Origin of the sequence: Streptomyces sp. NPDC092296 (assembly GCF_044755465.1) — a bacterium.
GTDB lineage: Bacteria > Actinomycetota > Actinomycetes > Streptomycetales > Streptomycetaceae > Peterkaempfera.
The window spans coordinates 23,531-48,761 of sequence record NZ_JBIVRB010000016.1 but is presented as its reverse complement, the minus strand read 5'-3'; the positions used below and the strand labels follow the sequence as shown (position 1 = coordinate 48,761).

Annotated in this window: 17 protein-coding genes; 11 read left to right on the top strand and 6 right to left on the bottom strand. The window is 69.8% G+C overall.

All coding sequences use genetic code 11. From position 1 onward, the window contains the following. Positions 1-338: 338 nt before the first annotated feature. On the bottom strand, positions 339-1,430 hold the full coding sequence (locus ACIQGZ_RS25355) for an AAA family ATPase (RefSeq protein ID WP_402605843.1): 1,092 nt from the start codon (positions 1,428-1,430) through the stop codon (positions 339-341). 1,096 nt (positions 1,431-2,526) lie between these two features. Here ACIQGZ_RS25355 and ACIQGZ_RS25350 point away from each other — a divergent pair. From ACIQGZ_RS25350 to ACIQGZ_RS25325, 6 genes are all read left to right on the top strand, one after another. Then, positions 2,527-3,915, top strand: coding sequence for a hypothetical protein (locus tag ACIQGZ_RS25350; protein ID WP_402605840.1), 1,389 nt, complete (start codon positions 2,527-2,529; stop codon positions 3,913-3,915). A 350-nt stretch (positions 3,916-4,265) separates the two neighbouring features. After that, positions 4,266-5,579, top strand: coding sequence for a hypothetical protein (locus ACIQGZ_RS25345; RefSeq protein ID WP_402605838.1), 1,314 nt, complete (start codon positions 4,266-4,268; stop codon positions 5,577-5,579). Then, entirely contained in the window at positions 5,572-6,138 is a 567-nt protein-coding gene (locus ACIQGZ_RS25340; RefSeq protein WP_402605836.1) for a hypothetical protein, read from the top strand. Before ACIQGZ_RS25345 ends, ACIQGZ_RS25340 begins: the two co-directional genes overlap by 8 nt. A 4-nt stretch (positions 6,139-6,142) precedes the next feature. Further along, complete coding sequence (locus tag ACIQGZ_RS25335) at positions 6,143-6,793, top strand: hypothetical protein (protein WP_402605834.1); 651 nt, start codon at positions 6,143-6,145, stop codon at positions 6,791-6,793. Further along, entirely contained in the window at positions 6,790-9,861 is a 3,072-nt protein-coding gene (locus ACIQGZ_RS25330) for a hypothetical protein (protein ID WP_402605831.1), read from the top strand. Before ACIQGZ_RS25335 ends, ACIQGZ_RS25330 begins: the two co-directional genes overlap by 4 nt. After that, entirely contained in the window at positions 9,854-11,272 is a 1,419-nt protein-coding gene (locus ACIQGZ_RS25325; RefSeq protein ID WP_402605829.1) for a Wadjet anti-phage system protein JetD domain-containing protein, read from the top strand. The genes ACIQGZ_RS25330 and ACIQGZ_RS25325 overlap by 8 nt, the downstream gene beginning before the upstream one ends. Positions 11,273-11,408: 136 nt before the next feature. On the opposite strand, the gene ACIQGZ_RS25320 is transcribed toward ACIQGZ_RS25325, so the two are convergent. From ACIQGZ_RS25320 to ACIQGZ_RS25300, 5 genes are all read right to left on the bottom strand, one after another. Beyond that, a complete protein-coding gene (locus tag ACIQGZ_RS25320; RefSeq protein WP_402605827.1) occupies positions 11,409-12,440 on the bottom strand; it encodes a hypothetical protein in 1,032 nt (343 codons plus the stop codon). Positions 12,441-12,571: 131 nt separating this feature from the next. Next, complete coding sequence (locus ACIQGZ_RS25315; RefSeq protein WP_402605825.1) at positions 12,572-13,345, bottom strand: AAA family ATPase; 774 nt, start codon at positions 13,343-13,345, stop codon at positions 12,572-12,574. Beyond that, the gene (locus ACIQGZ_RS25310) at positions 13,342-14,937 is read right to left on the bottom strand and encodes a Mu transposase C-terminal domain-containing protein (RefSeq protein ID WP_402605823.1); all 1,596 of its coding nucleotides are present in this window, start codon (positions 14,935-14,937) and stop codon (positions 13,342-13,344) included. The genes ACIQGZ_RS25315 and ACIQGZ_RS25310 overlap by 4 nt, the downstream gene beginning before the upstream one ends. A 497-nt stretch (positions 14,938-15,434) precedes the next feature. Then, a complete protein-coding gene (locus tag ACIQGZ_RS25305) occupies positions 15,435-18,647 on the bottom strand; it encodes an AAA family ATPase (RefSeq protein WP_402605821.1) in 3,213 nt (1,070 codons plus the stop codon). Further along, a complete protein-coding gene (locus tag ACIQGZ_RS25300) occupies positions 18,644-19,888 on the bottom strand; it encodes an exonuclease SbcCD subunit D (protein WP_402605818.1) in 1,245 nt (414 codons plus the stop codon). Before ACIQGZ_RS25300 ends, ACIQGZ_RS25305 begins: the two co-directional genes overlap by 4 nt. Before the next feature lie 125 nt (positions 19,889-20,013). On the opposite strand from ACIQGZ_RS25300, the gene ACIQGZ_RS25295 reads away from it, so the two are divergent. From ACIQGZ_RS25295 to ACIQGZ_RS25275, 5 genes are read left to right on the top strand one after another with little or no spacing between them, the layout of a single operon-like run. Then, on the top strand, positions 20,014-20,304 hold the full coding sequence (locus tag ACIQGZ_RS25295; RefSeq protein WP_402605816.1) for a hypothetical protein: 291 nt from the start codon (positions 20,014-20,016) through the stop codon (positions 20,302-20,304). Positions 20,305-20,320: 16 nt separating this feature from the next. Next, on the top strand, positions 20,321-21,160 hold the full coding sequence (locus ACIQGZ_RS25290; RefSeq protein ID WP_402605814.1) for a hypothetical protein: 840 nt from the start codon (positions 20,321-20,323) through the stop codon (positions 21,158-21,160). A gap of 50 nt (positions 21,161-21,210) precedes the next feature. Then, a complete protein-coding gene (locus ACIQGZ_RS25285; protein WP_402605812.1) occupies positions 21,211-22,353 on the top strand; it encodes a hypothetical protein in 1,143 nt (380 codons plus the stop codon). Continuing rightward, positions 22,350-23,858 carry a hypothetical protein gene (locus ACIQGZ_RS25280; protein ID WP_402605810.1) on the top strand — a complete coding sequence of 503 codons (1,509 nt, stop codon included), beginning with the start codon at positions 22,350-22,352 and terminating at the stop codon, positions 23,856-23,858. The genes ACIQGZ_RS25285 and ACIQGZ_RS25280 overlap by 4 nt, the downstream gene beginning before the upstream one ends. A 32-nt stretch (positions 23,859-23,890) precedes the next feature. After that, a complete protein-coding gene (locus ACIQGZ_RS25275) occupies positions 23,891-25,219 on the top strand; it encodes an AAA domain-containing protein (protein ID WP_402605808.1) in 1,329 nt (442 codons plus the stop codon). Positions 25,220-25,231: the final 12 nt, after the last annotated feature.

The following is a 25,231-nucleotide window of genomic DNA, read 5'->3' as shown; positions in this document are numbered from 1 at the left end:
GCGCGGCTTCGGGGCCGCGCTGGCGACAGCGCAGGGAGGAAAGACACTCCCGGGCGCTCATGCGGAACGTATGGAGAAGGCCCCCCGGGGATGACTGTTTCCGCCCCCGGCAGCCTGCCCGTGTTCACGGGCAGGACAGACCCTCCGGGCCGGCGTGTGGGCGGCCAGCATGCGAGCGGGCTGCAATATCCGCTTCTACGACCCGCAGTGAATGCTGCCGCTGCTTCCTTCCGTTGAAGCTCTGGGGGTGAGTGGACTGTGCGCTGCGGACACGGTCCGCTGTCCGACGGCGCTTCGGCGACCGGACAGCGGGCGGGTGGGTGGGGCCAGGCGGGGAGCTACCCGGCCGGGTCGTTGCGGCCGGCGCGGATCGTGTCGAGGAGTTCCTTGGTGATGGCCTCGCACGTCGGGTCGTCCATGGCGGCCTGGGCCGCCTGGCAGATGAGGAAGGTGAGGGTCTCCATGTAGCCGCCGGTGCGCTTGTGGAGGTAGAGAGCCATCTCCTTGGTGGTGAGCGTGCCCGGTGTGTGCCGGTACAGGCGCAGGTCCCCCTCGATGCGCTGCAGGACGTTGATCCAGTCGCTTCCCTCGCTCTTGCCGAGGGAGACCGGGCCCACCCAGAGCACGGGGATGTCGCTGTCGAAGGAGGCACGTTGGTGCGGCATCCGGCTGCGGTACTTCTGGTAGGCCGAGCGGACGGTCTCCTGGGCGCCGACGCCGCAGAAGACGAAGGTGGCCGGAACGTGTTCTTGCAGGGTGAAGAAGTACTGGAAGGCGATGTGGCGCTCGGCTTCGGTGAGCCGGTGGATGCTGTCGATGAGGATCAGCTCGGTCTGGGCCGCTTCCATGACGCGGGTGATCGGCCCGGTCATGTCGAAGCTGCGGTCTTCGCGAGCACCGCCCTGAGTACTGGTGCGGGCGGGCTGGACCAGGTGGTTGAGACCGAGGAAGTCGGCGAATGGCAGTGACCAGTGCAGGTTGCTGTCGCGTTCGAGGGGGACGTCGATGTAGACGACCGGGATGCGCTCGGGGTCGACGCCGTGGGCTTCCTCGACTTGCCCTTGGTGGGCCCGGCCGATGAGGCGCAGCAGTGTGGTTTTGCCGGTGCCGCGGTCTCCGTCGATGGCGATGTTCACCCGGCGGCCTCTGCGTGAGCGGTTGGCCCGTAGGATCCGGCGGGCGTCGATCAGGCCCCGCCACAGGTCGTCGGTGTCAACGAGCAGCATCTCGCCGTGGTGGAGCATCCGCGGGTCGTTGTCGCGGACGGGTGTGCCCAGCGGTGCGCAGTCCTGCAGGTCGGGCGCGGCCAGGATGTGGTGGGCGAACTCGTTCCAGCCTTCCTTGGTGGTGAGCCGGGCGGGCCGGTAGGCGCCGGTGACCGCGATGCCGTGGGGGAGCGGAGTGGACCGGATCAGGTCCAGGCGGTTCATGCGGGCTCCTTCGACGGGTCATCAGGGACAGGGGTGCCAGTGGGCGGCCGGCTGTCGGCCCGGGGCGGAGCGGTGAGGTTTCGGAACAGGCCTGCGGCGCTGGCGGCCAGTCGAGGCCGGGAAGCTCTGGCCCGTTTGTCGGGGGAGCCGAGTCCAGGGGTTTCGTCGTCCGGGGTGTCCGCGGCTGCGGCGGGTGCGGGCGTCTGCCCGGAGGCGGGTGCGGCGGCTGTGGAGACCGTCGGTGGCGTCGCGGGCGACCACCGGCCGGGGAACAGGTTCTTCACCGACGCGTCCAGCACGCGTGCGGCTGCCACGGTCTCCGGGGTGGGGAGTGTGATGCCCTCGTAGGGGTCGACCTCGGGCACTCGCACCGGCAGGTCGGGACCGGTGAACGGGGCAGCTGACAGTCTGCGGGGAAGTGTCAGCTGGGCATCGTCATCTGAATGTCAGTGGTGCAGCCTCGGTGACCTGGTAGTTGGCACTGATGGATGATGCTCACCTGTTGCTGACATGGGTGACGAAAGGCTAGGTCATTCTCACGCCGGCTGCTATAGCGGGTGCGGGGTTTGTGCTGGTCAGAGGTATTGGCCTTTACGGTGTCCGCGTTGGCCGGTCCGGTCGCCTGGCTGCCAGTCCTCGTGGCCACGGCATGATGAAGGAGACCTTGAGGGTCTTCCCATGCGTTTCGCCGTCCAGGCCGGTCAGCAGCCGTAGGACGATGGGACAATCTGTTCGGCCGGGGTGATGCATCGCGCCGTCGTTGCAGACGCTGCACGACCTCTTACCTCAGCTTGCTGCTCCTTCGCTTGCGACAGCCCAGAGTTGACCTTTGGCGGGCGGTGGCGGTGCCCCGGCAGATCCCGCCCTTTTGCAGATGTCCCGGGTACGCGCCGCCAGGCGCGGGTAGTGTCTGTGTCAGCCGAGTCCGGGTCTTCGTTCGTAGCGAGGACACCAACTGGCACCCCCACTGCCACCCCAACTTGCCTCTTTCACCGTCCGGGGACGCGGCCGTACCGTGTCCACCAGCGGGTTCCTGTCTGTGCGCGTGCGCCGCTCGCCCGGTGCGCACCGCGCTCTTCCCTTTTGGAGTCCCGCGATGACGTCATCGCTGTCCGTGGCCCGGGCCATCGACTTCCTGTGCGAACACACCTCCAGCAAGAGCCGCGTGCTGGCCCTCCTGGCACACGATCACGGCCCTAGTTCCCTGGCTGCCGTTTTGACCTGCAAAGACCCCGAGCACGCCGTCGAGGCGACCGGAATCCTGCGCCGGGTCCTGGCGCTGCGCGACGCTGCGGCCGTCGACGACGAACTGGCCGCTCTCACGGCCCAGATGCCGGATGCGCCAGCCGGCTCCCTGCGCCAGGCCGTCGCGCGAGCCGCGAACGGGACCTGGCCTGCCGAATCCGGCGCTCTGTTCATGGCGTCGGATCCGGACCCGGAGCTGTGCGACGACGAGCCGGCCTCTGCGGCGTCCGCCGCTGTGGCGGGCAACCCCCGGCTCAAGGACCTGCCGGGGAAGGTCGTGCGGATCACCCACTTGCGCGAGTTCCACATCACCGACGAAGACGCGCTCCTTCATGCCGCTGTCCGTCGCGGCTGGGAGCCGCTGCCGGTGTCCGAACTCGGTGAGGACGACCCGCGCGACCTGGCCGGCGCGGTGATCACCCTCACCGAGGACAGCGACGTCACAGGGAGCCAGACGCTGGAAGACCAGAGTTTTGCGGAACTCCTGCGGGCCGAGGACGGCGACGAACTGGCCGACTGGAGCGCGGCGCCGCTCGTCACCCGGTTCGTGCACGGCTGGCGCCTGCGCCAGCAGCGCAAAAGGCCCGCAGTTGGTGAGCAGACACCGAACTTCGCCGTCCTCTTCGCTGTCCGGGACTGCCCCTGCAAGGGCGAGGACCCAGACTGCGAGGAGTGCGGCTGGCAGCTCACCCCCCGCACCGCCGACCTGCTCCACACGGCCCTGGTTCTCCTCGCGGACCAGGCCTACGACGACGCACACCGCCTGGGGGACCAGTTCCTGCCGGACGCCGGCTCCACCAGCTGGGAAGTCTTCGACCGGTTGCCCCCCCTTACCTGGACAGCCGACCACCGATGGCGGCGGCGCATGGCGCGCGCCTTCGACGACCTGGCCGCAGACCTGGCCCGGGGCAAGTGGCCCGAACCCACTTGCACCGCGGAGGAGATGGCCCTGCATCTGGCCATCGAGGACGCCCCGACCTACCTGGAAGACCGCCCTCAGACCGACGCCCACCACACCCTCCCCGAACACGGCGACGACTACAGCTGGGACGGCTGCTCCGATCTGCTGTTCCAGGACCATGACGTCCTGATGCTCTTCGACCCGAAACTCGGCGGCATCGAAGACCCGCAGGATCCTACGAACCAGTCCATGGGCATGGGCGACCTCAGGGCGGCCGCCTGGTTCGCGCCCTTCGGCAGCCACAGTGTCCGCGATCCCAGGCGAGGCTTCCGCCGGTAGGCCAGCGCCTCACGCCGGGCGACCATGATGCGTTCAAGCCGTGGCGGACAGCTGCGGCTTGGGCGCGGAACTCGTCAGTCGTCCGCCAAATTTGTGCTGTTCCGCAGTGCCGTGAGCTGGCGCGCCAGGTTGTGCGGTGGCATCTCACCCTGCAAGCGTTGATGGCTGGGACGCGGGGACGGCGTGCCGCGTGTCAGGCCGGCGGCCCGGAGGCCGGACGGTGTCCTGGTCGGTTGAGGGTGACGGTGAGCCAGGGATCCACGTGGACGAGGAAGTTGGTGTGCCCGTTGTCCACCGAGCCCGAAGGACAAGTTATGTGGTTTCCGGGCTCTTTGGGCTCGGTAGAGGTCATGCTGGTGCAGGGCTACAGAGATATAGGGGTGAAGGGCCACTTGCCGGATCAGCCTGACTTGTTCTCCGTTCAGCGGGAGGACAGCGCAGACGGTCTTGAACACATATCGCCGTTCGTGGCACCGGTTGCTGCTTCAGCGAACGCAGTGACGGATGATCCGGTGGCCCTGCGCATCGCCGAGACGATCCGGGACGTGTTCGGTGACTTCGGCTCCGAACATGGCCTGAGCCGCGCGGAGATCGCCCAGGCGTGCGCCGCGGTGACCTCCGCCGACGCATTCGATGCGAGGTTCCGGGTCTTCACCAAGCTTCGTCTGCTGGAGTCACTGCGCGGCAAGGCCCACGACCAGCGGTATGTGTTCAACCCGACCAGCGGCGCTGCGCTGTTGGTCTACGAGCGTCTGGGGGAGGCCGGCGGCGTCCAGGAAATCACCATGCTGCTGGACCGGGCCCGCGAAGGCCTGCTGAACGGATCCCTGACCGAGGAACAACTGGCCGCCAAGATCGCCCAGGCCCGGCGGAGCCTGGCGAACTACACCAACCACCTGCTGCGGCTCGTGCGGACCAGACCCATCGAAGAACTGCTGGGCCAGCGCCACCACCACGCCCACTCCACCTCGCTCGAGGAGGCGAAACACCTGGTCCACGCCGTCGCCGAGCAGTACCCCGCCCTGCGCCCCGCCGGAACCCGCCTGATCCAGGAAGCCCTGCGCTACACGGCCGCCGTCCATGAGTTTCACGACCGGCTCATGCAACAAGCCACCACCCGCCGCGACTTCAGCATGCTCCTTCCCGAGCAGTACGTGACCGCGGCCCGACGCTCCTCCGTCGACGCGCTGGCGCAGGTGTTCGCCGCGACCGTCTTCGATCCGCCGCACGTCCAGATCACCACGGGCCAGATCCTCACCGCCGCCGCCGACCACCAGCCCCCGCCACCCCGGCAGCGCCTGCCGCGCCCTCCCACCCAGCCGTCCGGCCCGGATCCGGTCGAGACCGCACGGGCCAAGGCCGCCCTCGCACGGCAGCGACGGGAGGCCACCGTGACCCTACTCATGGCCGGCAAGGACGTGGCCGACGTCACCGCCCGCCTGCGCGCCCTGCCCTGGCAGGCAGCGGTCAAGCACCTGGTCGACATGCTGCGCGCCGCAGCCGACCCCGCCATCCCGCTCATGCTCGACATCTCCCGCGAGGTCATCGTGGACGCCGCAGGCGCGGTCACCTACGCCTCGCCGGTAACCATGTCCCGCATCCCCGACAGCCCCCAGGACATGAACGGCGACGCCGAAGCCGCACCGCAGAGCCCCCATGAGTGACCCCTACCTGCTGGCACGCGCCCGAGCCCTGCGCACCGTTGCCGTCCCGGCGGACCGCACCGAACTCACCCGGCTGCGCCGCGCCGTCGACGATGTGGAGCGCCGTCTGGTGGATATCGTCGCCGCCTCCGACGGCATCCAGGAACTCATGGTCGGCTGGGCCGCCGACGTTGAACCGGCCAGCGGCGCCCTGGGCGACAGCGGCGTCCACCGCACCGCCTCGGCCGTCCGCCTGGTCACCCTGGCCTGCTGCATCCGCCACTGCTGGCCCGACCCCAGCCAGCCGCTGTACCCGGGACAGCCCGCCCCGCAGGAGGACGTCATCGCCGCCCTGACTCCTCTCCAGGATACCCTCGCCCCCCGGGACAGCGCGGCAGTGCTGGGCCAGACCGGGCACTTCCTGATGGCCCTGCGGTTCCTGCGCGCCTGCGGCCACCTCGCGGCAAACGTCGGCGACGGCATGATCCGCCTCGGGCCCATGGTCGCACTGTGGTCCGAGCGTGACGTGGCCGAACTGCGCAGCGGCTACAACGTCCTGCCCGCTTCGAGGAAGGGGTGAGCCGGTGGACGTATCGGCACTGCACGCCCTGTCCCACAACCGGCGAGCCGATGTCAGAGCGGCGGTCTGCGCCGTGGAGACCGCCATGCTGCCCGTGCCGTCCACCCACTACCGCGCCCTCGCGGAAACCCCGCTGCGCATGGTGGTGGAACAGGTCCTGGCCGCATCCGGACGCACCCTGCTTGCGGTCGGCGGCGGCTACCTCAGCGGCTACAGCGACGAGATCAGACACCGTCTCGCGCACGAAGGAATCGGGGTCCTGCCGCGCGAGGACCGCGCCGTCCTCACCCTGATCCTGCTGTTCAGCGTCGCCGTTCCCCGAGCGTCCGGCACCACCCTGCCCGAGCAGCTGTGGACCCAGGGCGAGCCCATGCCTCGGGAACAGCTCAAGGGCTGCCAGGTGTCCGACGTCGTCCTCACCGGCGCGCTGCAGCGCCTCACCGATGCCGACCTGGTCCGCCGCACCAGAACGGGCTACGCACTGGGCCACCAGTTCCTGCGGCTGACGCCGGCATTGGGCGCCGAACTGTTCGAGCAGCTGATCCTGCTCGCCGATCCCGACAGCGCTCTCGCCGAATCCATCCGCCGGCGCCGCGCCCGCCCCACCGTGCCGACGGCCCCTGCTCCCGACCACGAGGTGCACGACACACCATGACCAGCCCGCCCACCTCCGACCCGTCCCGGGGCATCGTCGGCGACCGCCAGCTCATCGCCGTCCAAGCCTTCGACATCGCACGGCTCACGGCACACGCCGTCCCGATCGTCCCGGAGACCTTCATCGCCGTCTCCGGCCTCGGCCCCAAAGACGACTCCAACGGCTCCGGCAAGACCAGCTTCCTCATCGCCGTCTCCTTGCTGCTCGCCGACCCGCAATGGCGCCTGGAGACCAACGGCGGCCGGCACGCCAGCGGCATCCTGTTCCGCCCCGACGCAGCCGGCGTCGACCAGGCCCACCAGGCATCCCCGGTCACCCACGGCTACATCGTCGGCGTCTTCGCCGACCCAGACGATCCCGTCACCAGCCCCGTGACCGTCTGGGTCCGCATCGCGACCACCACCCCATACCTGCAGGCCAATTGGACCGAAGGCCTCCACGTCGCCGACGCCCCCACCGACCACGAGCGCAGCATCCAGGCCGACGCCCTGTGGCGCGAGCTGGGCACACGCCAGCTCCTCTCCGCCCGCGCCATGGCCGAGAAGCTCTACGGCACCGCCCCCCGCTGCCTCACCTACCTCGACACCGCCCTGCGCCCACCCGTTCCCTCCCTGCTCAGCCAGCAACTGACCGAGATGGAGCCCCACGACATCGGCCGGTCCCTGATCGCCCTGTCGGGCATGACCCCCCTGCTGGAGGAAGAAGACGACCTGCGCGGCCAGGCCCTGCAGCACCAGATCAGCCTCGAGAAGGCCCAGGCCGACCACGCACAGGCGCTCCTCGCCGAGGAACAGGTGATGAGCGGCGTGCGCGCGCGCGAGGCCGCCCGCCTCTCCCTCCAGCGCGGCCACGAAGCCTGGTGCCGCTACCTCGCCGCCTCCTACCGCGACGCCCACCACAGCGACCAGCGGGTCGCCGCACGCATGGACGAAGAAAGGCAGGCTGCCGAGACAGCCGAAGCCCTGGTGCGGGCAGCCGAAGACCACGTGAACTCGCTCGGGTCCGCCGAAGAACTCGCCGCCCAGAAAGGCAAAGCCCACCAAGCCTGGTCCGACGCCCAACAGCTTGTCGGTGAACTGTCCAAGAAGGCCACGGAGTTGATCACGCGGCAGGCGATGCTGCGGGCTCGGCGGATCACCCTGCTGCCCCAGGCGCAGTGTTGGGACGGCAGCGACTGCACCACCGCGGCCGCTCGCCTGGAGCAACGCCAACGCGAGCACACCAAAGCAGAGCTGCAACGTGGCGAGGCCGAAGACACCGTCACCCGCGCCCGCGCCCACCTGCGCAACGTCGAACAGGGCCGCAGCGGTCAAGCCGGCCGCGCCATCGACCTGCTGAGCGAACACCGCATCCGCGCGCACGGCCTGCTCGACCAGCTCAACGTGGACGAAGCCGCCCGCCCGGTGTGGGAGCCGCGTCTGGCCCCCTGGCAGGACGCGATCGTCGTCGAACCCGAGCACGTAGACACAGCCCGCCGTCTGCTGCATGCCGCCCTGCCCGGCGCACAGATCATCGCGTCCGACGTGCGGCAGCAGCCCCTGCCGGAGGGCATTCACAGCACCCTGAACGTGGCACACTTCCTCGCCACCCTTCAACAGCGCCTGACTCCTTCGTCCGACGGCTTGGCCGTCCGTGACCAGGAGATGGCGTTGACCGTCGCGGGCGGCTTTCCCACCGCGCTGGCCGGACGCGAAGCCCGGCTCCAACAAGCGCGCGCCGACCTCACAGCCGCCGAGGAAGCCTTCACCAAGGCCACCGAAGCCGTGACCGTCGCCACCGCTGCCCTCACCCTGGCCCAGACCCAGCACGCAGCCGCCCAGGCGGCCGAAGAACTCGCCCGCCTGGACACCCAGGAGAACGACCTCCAGACCAAGATCGACGATCTCGCCGGCCGTGCCACCAAAGCCGCGCGCGACGAACAAGAACTCCAGCAGACCTGGCAGGAGGCCGTGGCCGGGCACGCCGCCCACGAACAACTCCTCACCAACGCAAAACTCACCCTGGAAGCGGCCAGCAAGGCGCTCAAGGAACGCCAGCGCAACCTGGCCGGCCTCGAACGCCAGCGCGAGCAGGTCGCCGCCGCCCAGTGGCAGCAGCAGTGGGGCGCAACCCTCGAAGACGCCACCCGCCTCCTGGACCAGACATCGGACCAGACCCGTTCCTCCCGGCCGGCAGCCCTGCGCCGACAATCGGAAGACCAACTGCGCCGGGCCTACGAGCACTACGGCGTTGACGGCACCTCAGGCGCGGACGTCAGCCAAGACCTCCGCACGGGCCAGGAAATGATGCAGTCCTTCGCCGACACCGATCCCGCCGGCCTCCCCTCCCTCACCTTCGCCGACGTAGCAGCCCCGCTGGACAACCGCCTCGCCGGCCATCGGGACCAAGACGAGGTCGCCGCAGCGCGCATCACCCACGACCAGCACGCCCGGCAGCAGGCCATCGCAGAACTCACCGACGGCGTCACCACCAGCGCCCGCAACCTGGAAACCCTCCAGGACATGATCGAAAAGCACCTCGACGGCCTCTTCGCTCAGATCAGCGCCGCATTCCACGACCTCGACCTGCGCAGCGACGGCCACGGAGCCAAACTCGAGCACATCAGCATCCGTCCCCAGGGCGCCGGGGACTGGCAGTGGCAGGTCATCCCACGATGGAAACGCTCCCGCAGCGGCGGATACGTCTCCTACCGAGAAAACGCCAACAGCGCCCAGGTCAAGGTGCACGCCATCCTGCTCGTCCTCGCGGCGCTCCTGGCCGACTCTCACACCCAGGGCAGAGTCCTGATCCTGGACGAACTCGGCAACAGCCTCGGGGAAGTCAACCGCAAGGACATGCTCGCTGCCCTGCGCGACGTCGCACGCGACCAGCACCTGACCATCCTCGGCACCTGCCAGGACAGCGTCCTCGCCGACGCCGCCGACGTCTGTGGGGAACTGCTGTGGTTCGTCCACGCATCAGCAGCCGACATCATCAACCAGCCCACCAGCGCATGGGCCTTCGACAGCAACGGCGCCCGCACCCAACTCACCGAAGACTGGATCACCGCAGGACGCTCCCATGCCTGACCTCACTCCCCGACCTCCTCTCCTCATCGGCGAGGCACACGGCCGCGAGACCGTTCCCCTGCGCAACCTGCCGCCAGGCATCACCGCCGTCACCCTGCCGCGGATCACCAAGGACAGCGACGACACCATCCACGTGCGCGTCCCCCGAGACCGCCGACGACGCGTCAGCCCCCGGCAGGTCGACCTTGTCGCCGACCACCCCGTCAGCCCCTACGACCCGCCACCCACCCTGACTACCCGACAACTGATCAAAGTCCTGCAGACCAAGACCGCCAAACGCTGGCCCACCATCCAGGCCGACCTCGGCGACAACGCCTGGCAGATCGTGGCCGACCTCATCCGCTGTGGCGCCGTCATCCTGCGCTGCGACGTCGTCAACGCCACCGGCTACAGTCCGCGCTCATGGACCCTGACCCGGTCATGGGCCGAACTCGCCGAGGACAAACTCGCCGAACTCCAGGGCCGCCAGCATCCTGAGGACCTGCACCGCGAGCTCCTCGACATCATGTCCGGCATCCCTGAGCTCGCCCATGAGCACGCTCTGCTGGCCACGACGCCGCCCGGCCGGGTCCTGAAGATCCCCGAAGGCACCGCCACCAGGGCCGAGGACTGGCGCGTATACGAGATCGCCATCCGGGCCGCCGGCGTCTGGTGGCCCGCTCAAGGCGCACCACGCAAGATCACCGCGAAGGAGCTCGCCGGACGCAGCCTGCGCGACACCAAGAGCGCCTGGACCCCCGCCCGGCAGCAGGCCTTCTCCAACCTGATCGGCATCCCCTTCGATCAGGCCGTCGACAAGGCCGACACCGAACTACGCATCCGCGGCCCCCTGCAGTGGCGCGTCGGTACCGTTATCGCCGACGCGGCAGCCTGCCGCCCCTGGCTCGCGCTTCCCGCCCGCGGTGTCCGCGCCCTCGGCATGATCTCCTGCGACGCCCGAGGCGTCTTCCTGGTCGAGAACGAGGACACCTTCGAACAGGTCTGCAAGATCCCGGAGATCGCCGACTCCTGGCTGTGCATCTGGGGCAAGGGCTATGCGACCGACGGCCTGGCCGAATTCCTCCGCGGCCTCGACGGCCTGCCCCTCGCGGCATGGGGCGACCTCGACGCCCACGGCATCCGCATCATCGGCAACCTCGCCGACCGCATCGGGCGGCCCGTCACACCCGTCGCGATGACCGTCGACCTCTACCGGGGCGGCACCAAGTACCGCCAGGAGCCCACGAAACTGAAGGAGAACCGCAAGCTCGCCGCCCAGCTGGCGTGCGACGGCATCGAGGCCCTGCGCGACCTGGCCGAAGAGATCGCCCGGACCGACGGGCACGGCTGCGAACAGGAGACGCTCTACGACGAAGTCCTCCCCGCACTCCCCGGTCTGCTAAAAGCCGTGCACGTGTCCGGCAGCTCCTGACCTCCCAGATGCGGGCAGCGGCCAGCAGGTCGGTTCGGGCCGGGCGTGCCCGGCTCCAGCCGGTGGCCTGCTGCGAACACGGCATCAACACCCTGCCGCGTCTTTGGCGCAGGGCGAGTGCCTCGCTGCGCACGGCTCAAGGGACGAGGATGCCAGCGAGCAGGGACAAGTCGAGCTGAGGCAGACGTCCGGCGTGCGCGCGCAGATGCCGGGCTTCGGCCAGCATGACAGGGGAGAACACGCTCTCCCTGGGCGAGCAGGCCATCAGACGGTGGTGGGCGCGGGCCCCGGCCAGCAGCGGGCGTGCCCAGGCAGGCACGGCATGCAAAGGGCAGTGCCGATGGCCGACCCCGTGGAGCTTGATGACGCAGACGTCGCCGGAGATGTCGAGGTCGCGGGTGAAGCGCAGGCTGCCCAGACCGGCCCGTGTGAAGGCCAGTACGCTTAGAGCTCCGGCGATGAGCGGGTGCGCGAGAGCGGCCAGAGCGGTGGTCTCCTCGGACGCGATCTCGAGGGCAGGGGCGGCCTGGTCCAGCTGCGCCGTGGCCAACGCACCGGCGCAAGGGTGAGCCCGCCGCCCCGGCCTCGTCGACGCGGCCCTGGTCCCGCGCGGCTGCGGGGTGGGTGACTGCCCCGTAGCCGTCGCCGCCGCTCCCATGATCGCCGGGGGAGCGGGAGGGAAGGAGGGGCGCGCGGGTATCGGTCCCGGCTCGGCGAGGAGCGCCTTGAACTGGGTCCGGCCGCTGATGCGGCGCTCCACGCGGGCCAGCGCCGGCGGCAGTCCGCGCGGGGCCTTCTGCCACAGCAGCGTCAGCTGAGCCCCCGTCGACTCGCGCCAGGCGAGCAGTTGGTCGATGCGCCGAATGGTCAGCAGATGGGCCCGGGGGACCACAACGTGCCGCACCCCCATTGCGACGCCCCAGGCAGCCGCGGCGAGCCAGGCCGCGTTCACCGAGTCCAGCCACACATCGGGGGAGTCGGGCCCGGGGGCCAGCCGCTTGCCCAGCGCATACAGCATGTCGTGCGCCAGCGCGGCCGGACTTGCGCTGGCCGGCGTCGGCTGCACGGTGATGCGGCCTTCCCCGGGACGGTGGGCCTGCAGCGCCGCCCGCGTGTAGAACAGGTCGTCCCGCTCGTCCACCACGATCGTCACGTCGCTGTACGCCACTGCCACAACCCTCTCCCGGCCGCGCGTTGCCACACCGCCCCGGACCGGCCAGGCGCCAGGCCGGTCCGTACGGCGCACGGTTGCCGGCGGCGGCCCGGGCTTGCCGGGCCGCCGCGCCTGCGTGGGCGTTGCTACATGCCGCCGAGCTTGCTGTACACCCAGTTGACGAGGTCCTGCTTGACCTCGGTCAGCCCCTTCTTTTTCATGCCGTTGAGCATGTGCTTGGTGATGGTGGCCCAGTTGCGGAAATTGCCGTGGGCCGCGGCCCGGTCGATGTTGCGGATCATCTGCGGGTCCACCCCGGTCCACAGGGGGTGGAACGCCGGCAGTGTGCCGACGACTTCGGCCTCGGGCATGCGCGTGAACTTCTGCCAGATGAAGATCCGTGACGCCAGCATCGGTTCACGCTTGAGGACCTTGTAGCAGCCATCGCCGCCGGCGAAGATCACCGCGATGTCGGTGTTGCGGTCGTCCCACAGGTGGCGCCAGTACTCGAACGAACTGCGGCCCATCCACTGGGCCTCGTCGCACACCAGCACCCGGAACGTCTGCGACAGCGTCTCCTTCAGGAGCGTGTCGAATTCGATCGGCCGGGTCGGCGGTTCCCCGGGCAGCCCCAGGGCGTGAAACAGTCCGTGGCGGATGTCGCGGGGGGTCGGCCCCGAGCGCAGCTCCAGGCGGTAGGTGTTGTCGGGGGCGATCTTGCGCAGCGCCGAGTTCACCGACATCGTCTTGCCGTATCCGGCCGCTCCGTAGGCGACCATCATGGCCTTGGCATCGATCGTCGCCTGGACGTCGTCCAGGGTCGTCATGAGCGCGTTGGTGGCCACCAGGTGCGCATCGAGGCGGTGGAAGTGGTCCTCGTCCTCTGCGGGCAGCCTGCCGTAGTCCATGTCACCGCTCACGCGTTCTCCTCAGGGGTGTCGTCCTCCGGCTCGTCCGCGGCCGGTGGGATCGGGCGGGCCCAGCCGTCCGGGACGGGCTGGTGCGGGATGTAGCCGGGATCGGCCCGCCGCAGGTCCGTGGCAGCCGAGTCGGCAAGTTCTGCCTCGGCCTCCGCCTCGGTCAGCGCACCCAGACGCTCGGGCGGGGCGGCGGTGGTGACGGCCTCGAAGCGCTCGCGGCGCAGCCGTGCCGCGGCCTTCATGTCCGCGCGAAGCCGCCGCGCCTTCGCGGTGCGGGCGCTGCGGACCTTACGGACCTGCTCCTCGCTGGCCGCCTCGGCCAGAACGGCGCTGCCCAGGTGTACGCCGTCCAGGCCGAAGACCTCGATGGTCAGGTCGTGGTGGGGCAGGTGGCGCACCGCGACACGGACACCGGCCTGGCCGACCATCCAGGGGGCGATGTAGTGGCGGTTGCGCCACCGCACGCCCTGCGTGGTGATGGTGCGGGTGCGGCCGTCGTCCTCGAGCCCGAAATGGGCCAGCTGTTCGGCGGGAACGTCGTGCAGGGGAGTGGGATCGCACGACCACGCCTGCATCGGGGTACGGCCGCCCAGCGCCCTGGGCTGGTGCTCGGTGTTCCACCAGTGCACCCACTTCAGCAGCAGTTCCACGAACGCCTCGAAGGAGAGCGCGGGCTCGTCCGGATCCGCGGTACGCCCGCCGGTGAGCGTCTGCCGGTGCACGTAGCGCGGCATGGAGACGAACAGCATGTCCTCGACCGCGCCGTTGAGCGCTTCGATGGTGCCCTTCAGGTGCGGGCTGTAGGCGGGAAGATCGACGACGGGCACGGCGAAGGCGCCCAGGGCCGAGGCTACGGTGGCACACAGGAACTCTTTGCCGCGGTCCACCCGGATCAGGCCTGGCAGGCCGCCGGCCGGGCCGAAGGGCTCGGTACGGTCCAGGGCCATCCGCAGGGCCGCCAGCACCGCATCCGCGCTGGGTGCATGGGGCGTCACAGCCACCCCCGTGATGACTTTGGTGTGGCAGTCGATGAACCAGGTCACCCAGGGCTGCACGAGCTGGTCCTCGAGCAGCACCCGCACGGGCACACACTTGTGGTCGCCCTCCCAGGCGGCGTTGCGGTGCGCGGGAGGACGCTGTGCGAACACGTCGAAGGCCCGCCGGGCGGCCTCCCCCTTGGCGAGCCCGGCCCGCTCCCCGGGCGTCAGGTCCCGGCGCAGCGCCCGGTGGATCGTCGACAGTGACGGGGCCGCAGGCATGCGGGGATCGTTCAGGGCCCGCTGCTTGAGCTCGCGGTGGACGGCGGAGGCGTTGCCTCCCCACAGCACCAGCAGCCGCCGGATCTCGGGGGTGACGCTGAACCGTGTCCGGGATGCCGCGTCGACGTGGCCGGTGGCGCGCGCGGTGGCGACCCACCGCCACACCGCCCGCTCCGAGCGGCCCACGGCCGTGGCGACCAGCTTCACGTGTGCGCTGGTCAGCTCGCCGCTCTGGTCCAGCGACAGCAACCGCGGCAGCGCGGCCAGCCGCCCCGAGCGGGCGGTGAACACCGCTTTGCCGGCACCCTGCGTGCCGGCAGAAGAGTCATTCATGCGGTCTGCTCCTTAAATGGATACGAAGCGCGGAAGGCCACAAGTGCCGCGCTTCCGCAGGGCGTTGGCGGTGTCCGGGCAGGACGGTGCGGGCGGCCCCTGGGCCGTCGCCAGGGCTGTGAGGCGGCGTCATGCCAGGGGAGGCGGGCACGGCCCAGCCGTCAGCCAGCGCCGGGTGCGAGCATCAGCACCTTCGCCAGGAAGGGGTGCGTGTTCCTCACAGCCCGGCTGCCCGAGGAGCACTCGTGCGCCGGGATACCGGGGAGGACCCGGCCCGGCCGCCCTGCTGCGGCGCCGTCGGGTGGACGGCTGCGGTCGGCGCTGAGCCAGTTCTTGTCAGCGCCGGCCGCAGGCATGCAGGGGCGCCCTGTGATGCGCCGGGAAGGAAGTACCGGGCCTGCCGGTCACCGCAACGCGGAGCCACCGGCGCCCGAAGAGGCTGTTCGGGGACTGGGAGATGGGCTCCTCGGCGACTGTGGTGGCCGGTTTGGTACTGCTCAGGTGTTTTCCAGCAGGCGCTGGATCCCGTCGTGGATGGCTGCGGTGCGTTGTTGCGGTGTGAGCCAGGCGGCCGTGGAGCCCTGGCCGGTTTTGTTGATGAGTAGGACGTGGTCGACGACCTCGGCCACCGGGAACAGGTGGCTGATGAGGATGACCCTCTTGTCCTGGGCCACGCTGTCGCTCAGGACGGCGAGGGTGTCGCCCAGGCGGATGTTGTCCAGAGAGCCGAAACCTTCGTCCAGGAACAGGCTTTCCAGCTTGTTGTGGCTGGTGTTGTGGAGTTCGACGAGCGCCAGCGCCAGCGCGAGGGAGCTCTGGAAGGTCTCTCCGCCGGAGAGGGTCTCCGGGTCGCGCGCGTGATTGGTGGCGCGTTCAAGGATCTGGAAGTCATCGGTGAATGCGTAGTCACCCATGGAGATCTGCCGGAGGATCCTGCTGCCGTGCCTGAGCAGCGCATGGGTGCGCTGATCGGTGAGATAGGTGAGGAACTTCCCGTCGGTGAGCTGGTCGCTCACGCTCTTCCACACCGCGGCCTGCCGGCTGGCGGCTTCGAGGGCGGTGCCCAGCGCGTCGGCGTAGGGGATTTGGGACTGTGCGGTGCGCAGATCGGCCTTGGCCGTCTCGTGCGCGCCTTCGGCTTGGATGGTCTTGCGGCTGAGCGGGTCGAGGACGGCGGGGGCGAGCAGGTCGCTCTTCTCGGGCACCGGGAAGCCGGGGTCCGGGTCCGTCTCGTCGGCGGTGGCGCCGGCTTGGCGGGTCAGCTCCTTCTCGAATGCGCGGACCTCGTCGTCGGCGTGCTGAGCGGCCTGCCCGAGAGTGCCGGTCAGACGCTGATGCAGCGAGGCGAGGGCCATGCAGTAGGTGTCGACGGCGGCCAGGTCGCCTGCGTCCGGAACGGGAGGCAGGTCGGGGGACGCCTCGGCCTCGAGAAGACCTGTGGCATCGGTGGCCGTGTCCGCCCAGCGCTCCAGCTGTTTGATGAGCTTGCGTGTGGGGGTCTCGACGGTGCGCCGGCGGCGTGCGTCCAGGGCCTGCAGGTTTTCGCTGTGCAGCGTGAGGGCCTTCTGGGCGTCGTCACGCTCCAGTGTCCTTTGCTCGAGCCGTTCAAGGCGCTGGCCGGCCGCCTCCTTAGCGGAGGCGATGTCCTGCAGGGAGGGCAGTTGTGATGGGGAGGGCTGGGCGGGGCGGATGGAGGGCGGCAGTTCGCTGACCTCCGTCAGCACACTCGCCAGCTCGGTCTCGTACTGCAGCCGGGTCTTGTCCAGCCGTTTGCGTTCACGCTGCAGGCGGCCGCGCTGACGCTTGAGCTCGGCCCGGGCCGCCTCGTTCTCGGCCTGCGCCGCCCCCAACTGCGCCTGGGCGCTTGTGTGGGCCGCGAGGGCCTCACCCTCTGCGTCGCGCAGCGGCTGGGTAAGTGCTTTGACCGCACGGGTGATCTGCGCCCGGCCTACTGGTTCGCCCTCGGCGAGGGCATGCGCCTGAGCCGTCGTCTGCCGGCCCAGCGCGTCCAGGGCGGTGGCCGTGGCGGGAGCACCGGCCGGGTGTACCGCATCCACCAGCTCCTGCACCTGGAGCAGCGCCGCGTCCATGCGCTCGCGGGCGGCCAGGTGTCCGCGGCGGTGCTTTTCGACCTTCCGCTCGGTTCCCTTCAGCTGGGCGGCCGCTTCAGCCTTGGCCTCCACCGCCGCTTCGACGGCGTTCGAGCGTGTGGTGACCTTGCGTTTGGCCTGAGTAAGTGCCTTGCCGTCCAACAGCGGCGGGGGAGCGAAGTCGCTGGGGACGGGCTGGGTGCACACCGTGCAGGCGTCCCCGGGCGCCAGACCGGCACCCGCCGCGTGGGCCGCCTCCCTGCGCTGCAGCGCTGCGAGGTCGTCCTGGGCCGCTTCCAGAGCGCCGCGCAGCTTCTTCAGCTCGCTCTCCAGGCCGGCGCTGTGGCCGCGCTGTTCCTCCACCGTCTCGAGCGTCGTGCGCTGTGTCTGCAGATGCCCGGCCGCGGCGTTGGCCTCCTGCAGCGCTGCCCGGACGGCCTCCTGGACCTGGTCGGTGTGCGTGCGCGCCTCGCTCACCATGCGCTCGGCCCGGCCGGCGGCCTCGACGAGGGCCGCGTTGCGCTGCTCGTGCTCTTCCAGTTCCTGTCGTGCCTGCGTGTGCTCCTGTTCGTGCTCGTCGTGCTGAAGCTGCTCCTGCTTCAGCCGCTGTTCGACGGCGTCCAGGCTGGCTGCACGCTCCGGCAGGCGGGACAGGACAGCGAACGCGCTGGACAGGGAGCGGAGCGTGTCACCGGCCTGTGCGGCCGTATCCAGCGCGCCCTGCGCCGCCTCCAGCTTCGCGGCCAAGTCGCGTCCGGTGGTCTCCTGCTCTGCTGCCTCGGCATCGAGTTCCCTCTTCTTCCGCGCCAGCGCGGCCATTGTGATGCTCGAATCCGCAACAGCGCGCTCACGCAGCAGCCGCGCCGCTTTGTCCAAGCCCGTCTTGCGGTGCTTGTGCTCGACGGCCCGGCTCTGGGCCGCGCGCAGCGCATCCAGTCGCTCGCGCCGGCGGGCCGCGATACCCCGGGTGCGTTCCAGATCCAGCAGCGCCTGGGAAGCGGCAGCATGAGGATCCGGCAGGAGAAGCGCGCGGGCCCTGGTTCCCTCGGTGATCTGCGTATTCAGGCGCTCCAGTCGCACGCCGGCCCGTTTGCGTACACGCTCGAGCTCGTTGATGCCGAAGATGTGCCGCAGGATGTCGGCACGCATGGCCCTGGGGGCCTTGAGGAGGGCGTCGAACTTCCCCTGGCGCAGCAGGACCGTGCTGACAAAGCCGTCCCAGTCCAGCCCGATGATCCGGGTCACCGCCTGCGTCACCGCGGACTTGCCGTCGACCCGCAAGTCGGCGCTGTCGTCGGCCAGGGGCTCGAGCACGGCCTGCGGCCCCTTCTTGCCTTCCGCATGCAGGGTGCGGCGCACACTCCACTCGCGGCCGTTCGCCGAGAACTCGAACGCCACGTCCATGCTGGGGCATCCCTTGCCGATCAGCTCGTAGGCGGCCTTGGGGTCCTTGGACCACGAACACGTCCCGTACAGGGCGAAGATGATCGCCTCGAGGATGGTGGACTTGCCCACGCCGGTGTTGCCCAGGATGGCGAGCAGGCGCTTGCCGGTGAAGTCGATGCTGCAGGTGCCGGCGTAGCTGCGCACGCCCGTGAGGGTGAGCCGCAAGGGCTTCACGACGCCTCCTTCCAGGGATTTTCCAGCGCGGCGCGCAGCTGTTCCTCGGCCGGGACCGGGGTCAGCGTCTCGTCGTCGAGTTCGTTGAGCAGGTGGAGGAAGGCGGTGACGGTCGACTCCGCGGCATCTGCGTCCACTCCCTCACGGGCCAGGTAGGCCCGGAACGCGTCGGGGAGTTCCGGCTCATCACCCAGGTCACCGTCCAGGACGGCGCCGGCGGCATCTTCCCGGGCCGGGGCCGGGTTGATGAGGATCGCGTTCGGGACGATCTCTTCGATCTTCTGGCTGAGGAGCCCGTCGGGCTCCTCGCCGGTGATCACCGGTTTGAGGAAGGTCCCGTCGTACTGGTCGGCCGCGGCCTTCAGTTCCTCGAGGGTTCCGGTGAAGTGGGTCAGCCGCCGGCCGCTGGAGAGCCGGCGCGGCAGCACCCGCACCGGCCGCCCCGGGTCGGCGTCGACGATCACGACGCTCTTGGTCTCGTCGGCTTCACCGAAGTCCATGGCCAGCGGGCTGCCCGCGTAGCGGGCGGCGAACTTCAGGCCCTCGATGGCCTGCGGGCGGTGGATGTGTCCGAGAGCGGCGTACGACACCACCGGAAGATCTTCGGGAGGGGTCTCGAAGGCCTCGTCCACGGCCCGTTCGCTCGGGGAGGTCCTGGCGCCTTTGACGAACACGTGGGCCGTGAACAGCAGAATGTCCCGGTCGGGGTCGTACCCCTCGTGCAAGGCCTCCGTCAGTTCCCCCTGCAGGCCGCGCATCGCCTCGGCGTAGTCGGCATACGACGTGCCGGAGGTGGAATCGCGCCGCCAGAACCGGTTCGGGTGCACGAAGGGCAGGACAGCCAGCCGGATGCGCTGCTCACCGCCGCAGGCCTCGAAGGTCATCACGCCCCCGTCGTGTGCCGGGCGGAGCCGGTCGATGAAGAACAGGCCCCGGCCGCAGGAGGGACCGGTCACGAAGTGGAGGAACTCCAGGTAGCGGGGGGAGTCGTGGTTGCCGGCCACGACCACGGTGGGGGCGATGGCGGCGAGTTCGCGCAGGGCGCGCATGGCGCGGAACATGTCCCGGACGGTGGGACGGGAGGAGTGGAACAGATCGCCGCTGTGGACGATCAGGTCCGGCTGGCTCTCCCGGGCGATGGCCACGACCTCGGCAAGGACGGCGTCGAAGTCCTCGTCGCGTGGATGCCCGTGCAGGATGTGGCCCAGATGCCAGTCGGAGGTGTGGAGCAGTCTGCTCATGCCTTCATGCGCCCTTCTGGAAGCGAGGCGTAGGAGGGCACCGGTGGTGCCTTATGAGCCCGGGACTGTACACCAAAATACCTGGAGTAAAACTGGGCGTCCCGAGTGACTGCTAGCATGCGGGCATGGACGAGCATCTGATCGCTCTCGAGGAGCGCATGCAGCAACTGCAGGAGGCGGTCCGGCAGGCGCTCACGCAACACGATACTTGCCAAGTACGCCTTTTGGGTGCGGAATTGACACGCGCTCAACATGCCTGGGATGTTCTGTGCGGGCTCAGTGGCGCCCCGGACGCGGTCCGGCCGGAGTCCGCGCCGACGGTCATCGAACCCCACCGGGACGCACCCCTGCGCGACCGGGCCCCTCACATGCTGCTCTTCGCAAATACCTGGAGTAAAACTGGAAGCCCCGAGTGACTGCTAGCATGCGGGCATGGACGAGCATCTGGTCGCACTCGAGAAGCGCATGCAACAGCTGCAAGAGGCGCTCCGGCAGGCGCTCACACAACAGGACAACGCCCAAGTGAACGTCCTGGGTGAGGAGCTGACACGCACCCGGCACGCCTGGGATGTTCTGTGCGGGCTCAGCGATGTCCCGGAGGTGGCCCAGCCGGAGGTCCAGCCAGAGACCCGGCCCGAGCCCGCGCTGGCAGTCGTCGAGCCGAACCAGGGCGTGCCCGTACGCGACCAGGTCCACCAGGCGCTGGCCCTCCTCACCGTCCCCGCCTCGCCCAAACTGCTCAGCCAGGTCCACCAGGCGTTCTTCTCCAGCCCGCTGAACACGGCACGCATGACCACCCTGCGCCGCGACGAGGAACGCTCCTTCCGCTCCGCCCCCTACGGCCGCGCCTACTACATCTGCCCCGCGCTGACCTCCGACCTGCTCTCACCGGCCCGCGCGCTGCTCGCCCTGAGTACCTGGCCACTGGAGCAGCGCCTGGTGGGACCGCTCACCCAGCGCGTCCACTTCCTCACATCGGCCCTGCGGCTCGCGGACGCCGCCGAACACCTCGCCGGCGAGGCCGGGATGCCGCAGCCCGTCCAACAGCTCCTGCTGCACTACAGCCGCAACATCCACGGCGACTCCCCCCGGGGCCCGCTCGACCTGGACGCGCTGCGCCGGGCCGCCGCAGCGGAACTGGCGATCCACGCCGACGACGACGCCGACACCCGCGCCGAAGCGGCCCAGCGGGCACGCCAGCAACTCGGCGACGCGGAGCAGATCTTCGGCAATATCCTGCGCAACACCGCCCGCCTGCGCCGTACTTCGTAAACCCACCCCTGCAACCAGCACGGCTGTGCCCCGTCCCGCCAAGGAAAACAGTGAGCTCGCTCGACGCACGACTGGGCGCATTGCGCGGAACCGCCCCGCCCATCCCGCACAACGCACGCACCCTGGCGGCGCTGACCGCCAACCCGACCTGCGACCGCCGCTCCCTGCTGGACGCGGCCGGCATCGACAAAGACGCCCTCGCCGCCCATCTGGACCTCCCGCGGCCGCTGAGAAAATCCCAGCTCGCGCTCGACTACGGCATCGCCTTCGAACGCAAGGTCACCGCCCAGGCCGGAGCCCCCCTGGTGCCGCTGCTCCGCAAAGCCCTGGGCCTGACCCTGCCCGAGGTGTCCTACGAGGACGTCAACAGCGTCGGCAGCGATGACGACAAGTCTTCCCCGCAACTACGCCACGCCCGCACCCGCTCCCTCATCCTCAGCGCAGCACACCGCAGGTCGAAGCCCCGCACCCTGCTCGACCACCCCGTACTGCGTCTGACCGTCGCCGGCCACCAGGTCTACCTCGAGCCCGACGTCATCGCCTTCCAGCTCGACGGAGTCCTCCACGTCGTCGAGATCAAATCCTTCCCCGTCATCCACGGACAGCCCGACCCCGTCAAGGCCACCGCAGCACTGACCCAGGCCGCCGCCTACGTCCTGGCTCTGCGGGAACTCCTCGCCGGCGACGGCCTCCCGCCAGACCGCGTCTCCGACACCGTGATCCTGGTCAACCCGCGCAACTTCACCCACCACCCCACCGCCACGCCCTTCAGCGCGCACAAGCAGATCAAGAACCTGAGCCGCCACCTCGGCAGGCTGAGGCGCCTGCCCGAACTGCTGGACAACCTTCCCCCGGGAACCACCTTCGACCTGGCGCCCGGCCCCGACCAGAGACCGACCCGGCCCCGCGGTGAACTCGTTGCCGCACTCGCCACCATGCGGCCGCACTACACCCCTGGCTGCCGCCACCACTGCGACCTGGCCTTTCACTGCCGCACCGAGGCCCTCAACCAGGGCAGGACCGCTGCCCTGGGCACCGCAGTCCGCGACGACCTCGCGGGAATCGACACCATCGCCACAGCTCTGGACCTCACTGACGGACGCATGCACCCCTCACGGGACCAGCAAGACATCACCCAGGCCCTGCGCCACGCACAGCGCATCCACGCAGACCTCCACACGGACACCGCATGATCCAGCTCACCTCCCTCCTGCGGATGCACGCCGCCCACACCGGCAACGCCCAACGCGCCAGCCAACTGCGCCACCTCCACCTCAGCGACCAGCCGCTGATGCTGCTGGCGCTGAAGCAAACCGGCCCCGCCGCACGACCGCTGGCCGTCATGCTGGGCACCGACCCGCACCGCCCCCAGCTCCTGGTCGCGCCGCCCTCGGGCAGCACCGCCCCCATGCTCGCCGCCCTGGCAGACACGGTCACCGCCTACATCAACGCCTGCCAGCGGCACCGCGAACACCTGCCCGCCACCAACAACAAGCCGGCACGCTGGCGCTACACCGACGCCCCCCAGATCCTCGTCCCCAACCCCCAGACCGTGCAGCACCTGAAAGACCTCGGAGACGACCTGAGGTTCCGCAGCGTCGACGACCAGGCTCCCGGCTCCCGGGCCGTCCAGTGCCTGGGACACTGGCTCACCTATCTCACCGACCGCGCCGACCTCCCCGGCTCAGCCGCCCTCATCCCCATGACCAGTTTCCTCGGCATGCACTGGATCAGCGGCCAAAGCCCCCTCGAGGACGAGGACCTGGCCACCCTGCTGGCCTGGATCGACCCGCCCCGCCACGCAGCCTCGGGACGCGACGCCGCACTGGAGGCAGAAGACCCGGCCACCCACCGCCCGGCGGGACCAGCCACCGACGCCCCCTTCGACAACGACCACCTGGCGCCCCTGTTCGACGCCTATGCCCGCGCCCGGCGCCGGGCCCTGGACCACGAGCAGACCCGCACCCTGCAAGAACTCGACCGTCTGCTGGCCACCTACCTGCAGCCCACCTGGGATTTGATGTGGCAGGCATACACGCTCCTGCAGGCCCTCCCCGAAGCCAAGAGCACTGCACGCCGCTGGGACCACGAACGCACCGTATTCACCGACGAATGCACCTACCTGACCCAGGACGGACGCCCCCGTCCGGCCCGCGACAATGCCATTGCCGCCGCCGTCCGCCTGGCCCGCATGGAACACGCAGCCGTCGCCTTCGCCGCCGAACGCACCGCCGACGACCCCTTCGTACGGGCAGAACTGCGCACCACCGGCAAAGCCTTCGGCGGCACCGTCACCACCATCGACGCGGAACACACCCTGCGCGGCCCCAGTGGACGTACCCAATGGCGGCCCCGGCTCACCGTGTCCACCCCGGACCCCGTGCCGATGGAACCCGGTCAGCTCCTGGCCTGCCGCACCTACCGCAGCGCCCGCTACAAGATCTGCGAGGTCACCCCGGCCGACGGCGACACTCTCGTCGAACTTGAGATCACCGCCGGCATGGGCACCATGGACCGCCCCAACCACGCCGTCCTTCCCGACGCCGGCGCCTTCCTCGTCTTCACCATCGCACCCGCCCCCTACCGGATGCCCGAATTCCCCGCACGAGAGCAGACACCCTGGACCCACGGCGGGCCTCCCGCCGACCAGCCGGACCACAGCAACGAGGGCGAGGGCGAGGGCGAGGAAGAACAGTGACACCGCCTCACCGGCCGTCGCCGCAGCAGCAGATGGACCAGGCCGCCCGCGCCGTCCTGGAGCAACTGCCCACGCTCACCCACCGCGGACTCGTCGTGGACTCCCCGCCCGGCGCCGGCAAATCCACCCTGGTCGCCCGAGCCGCCGACACCCTCGCGCAATCCAGCACCCCCTGCCCCGTCATCGCCCAGACCAACAGCCAGGTCGACCACCTCGTGCGGCGATTCGCCCGGCACCACCCGCACCTGAGAACCGCCCGGCTCACCGCAACGGATTACACAGTCCCGCACGACCTGCAGGCACATCCCCGCATCCGCATCGGCACCCGCATCGAAGCCCTCGAAAAGACGGCCGACGTCATCGTGGGAACCGCCATGAAATGGGCCACGGTCACCGACCGCCGATGGCCATGGGCGATCATCGACGAGGCCTACCAGATGCGCTCCGACACGCTTTTGTGGACCGCCGGCATCTTCGAACGGGCCCTCTTCGTCGGAGACCCCGGCCAACTCGACCCCTTTTCCGAGGTCACAACCGACCGCTTCCACGGCCTGTCCCACGACCCCATGAACAGCGCGGTCGCCGTCCTGCTCGTCAACAACCGCGACCTGCCCGTCCACTCCCTGCCCGTGTCCTGGCGCCTGCCGCCCTCAGCCGTCCCCCCGATCAGCAACGCCTTCTACCCCTCCACGACCTTCCACGCCGGAAGCAGTGAAGCTGACCGCACCCTCACGTTCTCCCCTCTCGACATCCGCACCCCCACCGACGAGGTCATCGAACATGCCGCCCGAACCGGATGGGCACTGTTCGAACTACCGGCCCGCATCACCGGCCAGCACGACGCCGAAGCCTTCCACACCACCCTCGGCATCGCCGACCGACTGCTGACCCGACGCGCCATCACCACCTGCGAGGCAAACCCCGAAGGCCACGCCCTGCAGCCCGGTGACATCGCCATCGGCACCGCCCACCGCAGCCAGGCCCACGACATCCGCGCGCTCCTGGCCCGCCACTACCCCCAACTGCACGGCGTCACCGTCGACACCGCCAACCGGCTCCAAGGCTGCGAATTCCGCGTCACCATCGTCCTGCACCCCCTCTCCGGCCGCGGCGACGCCTCCGCCTTCCACCTGGAAGCCGGCCGCCTGTGCGTCCTCACCTCACGACACCGCCACGCCTGCATCGTCGTGGCCCGCGCCGGCATCGCCGAACTCCTCGACGCCCACCCCTCCAACGACCCCGCACACCCCGGAGCCGCCTCCAAGGTCGCCGACGGCTGGGAGGCTAATCACGCAGTCCTCGCCCACCTGACCCAGCACACCATCTACGCTCAGGCACAGCCCCGTCGCCGGCGCGGATGAGTAGGTCGCCGC

What these genes read in the sequence shown, in the direction of transcription:
- ACIQGZ_RS25355 (WP_402605843.1), bottom strand. Translation starts at nt 1,430, where the DNA reads ATGAACCGCCTGGACCTGATCCGGTCCACTCCGCTCCCCCACGGCATC.
- ACIQGZ_RS25350 (WP_402605840.1), top strand. Translation starts at nt 2,527, where the DNA reads ATGACGTCATCGCTGTCCGTGGCCCGGGCCATCGACTTCCTGTGCGAA.
- ACIQGZ_RS25345 (WP_402605838.1), top strand. Translation starts at nt 4,266, where the DNA reads ATGCTGGTGCAGGGCTACAGAGATATAGGGGTGAAGGGCCACTTGCCG.
- ACIQGZ_RS25340 (WP_402605836.1), top strand. Translation starts at nt 5,572, where the DNA reads ATGAGTGACCCCTACCTGCTGGCACGCGCCCGAGCCCTGCGCACCGTT.
- ACIQGZ_RS25330 (WP_402605831.1), top strand. Translation starts at nt 6,790, where the DNA reads ATGACCAGCCCGCCCACCTCCGACCCGTCCCGGGGCATCGTCGGCGAC.
- ACIQGZ_RS25325 (WP_402605829.1), top strand. Translation starts at nt 9,854, where the DNA reads ATGCCTGACCTCACTCCCCGACCTCCTCTCCTCATCGGCGAGGCACAC.
- ACIQGZ_RS25310 (WP_402605823.1), bottom strand. Translation starts at nt 14,937, where the DNA reads ATGAATGACTCTTCTGCCGGCACGCAGGGTGCCGGCAAAGCGGTGTTC.
- ACIQGZ_RS25300 (WP_402605818.1), bottom strand. Translation starts at nt 19,888, where the DNA reads ATGAGCAGACTGCTCCACACCTCCGACTGGCATCTGGGCCACATCCTG.
- ACIQGZ_RS25295 (WP_402605816.1), top strand. Translation starts at nt 20,014, where the DNA reads ATGGACGAGCATCTGATCGCTCTCGAGGAGCGCATGCAGCAACTGCAG.
- ACIQGZ_RS25290 (WP_402605814.1), top strand. Translation starts at nt 20,321, where the DNA reads ATGGACGAGCATCTGGTCGCACTCGAGAAGCGCATGCAACAGCTGCAA.
- ACIQGZ_RS25280 (WP_402605810.1), top strand. Translation starts at nt 22,350, where the DNA reads ATGATCCAGCTCACCTCCCTCCTGCGGATGCACGCCGCCCACACCGGC.
- ACIQGZ_RS25275 (WP_402605808.1), top strand. Translation starts at nt 23,891, where the DNA reads ATGGACCAGGCCGCCCGCGCCGTCCTGGAGCAACTGCCCACGCTCACC.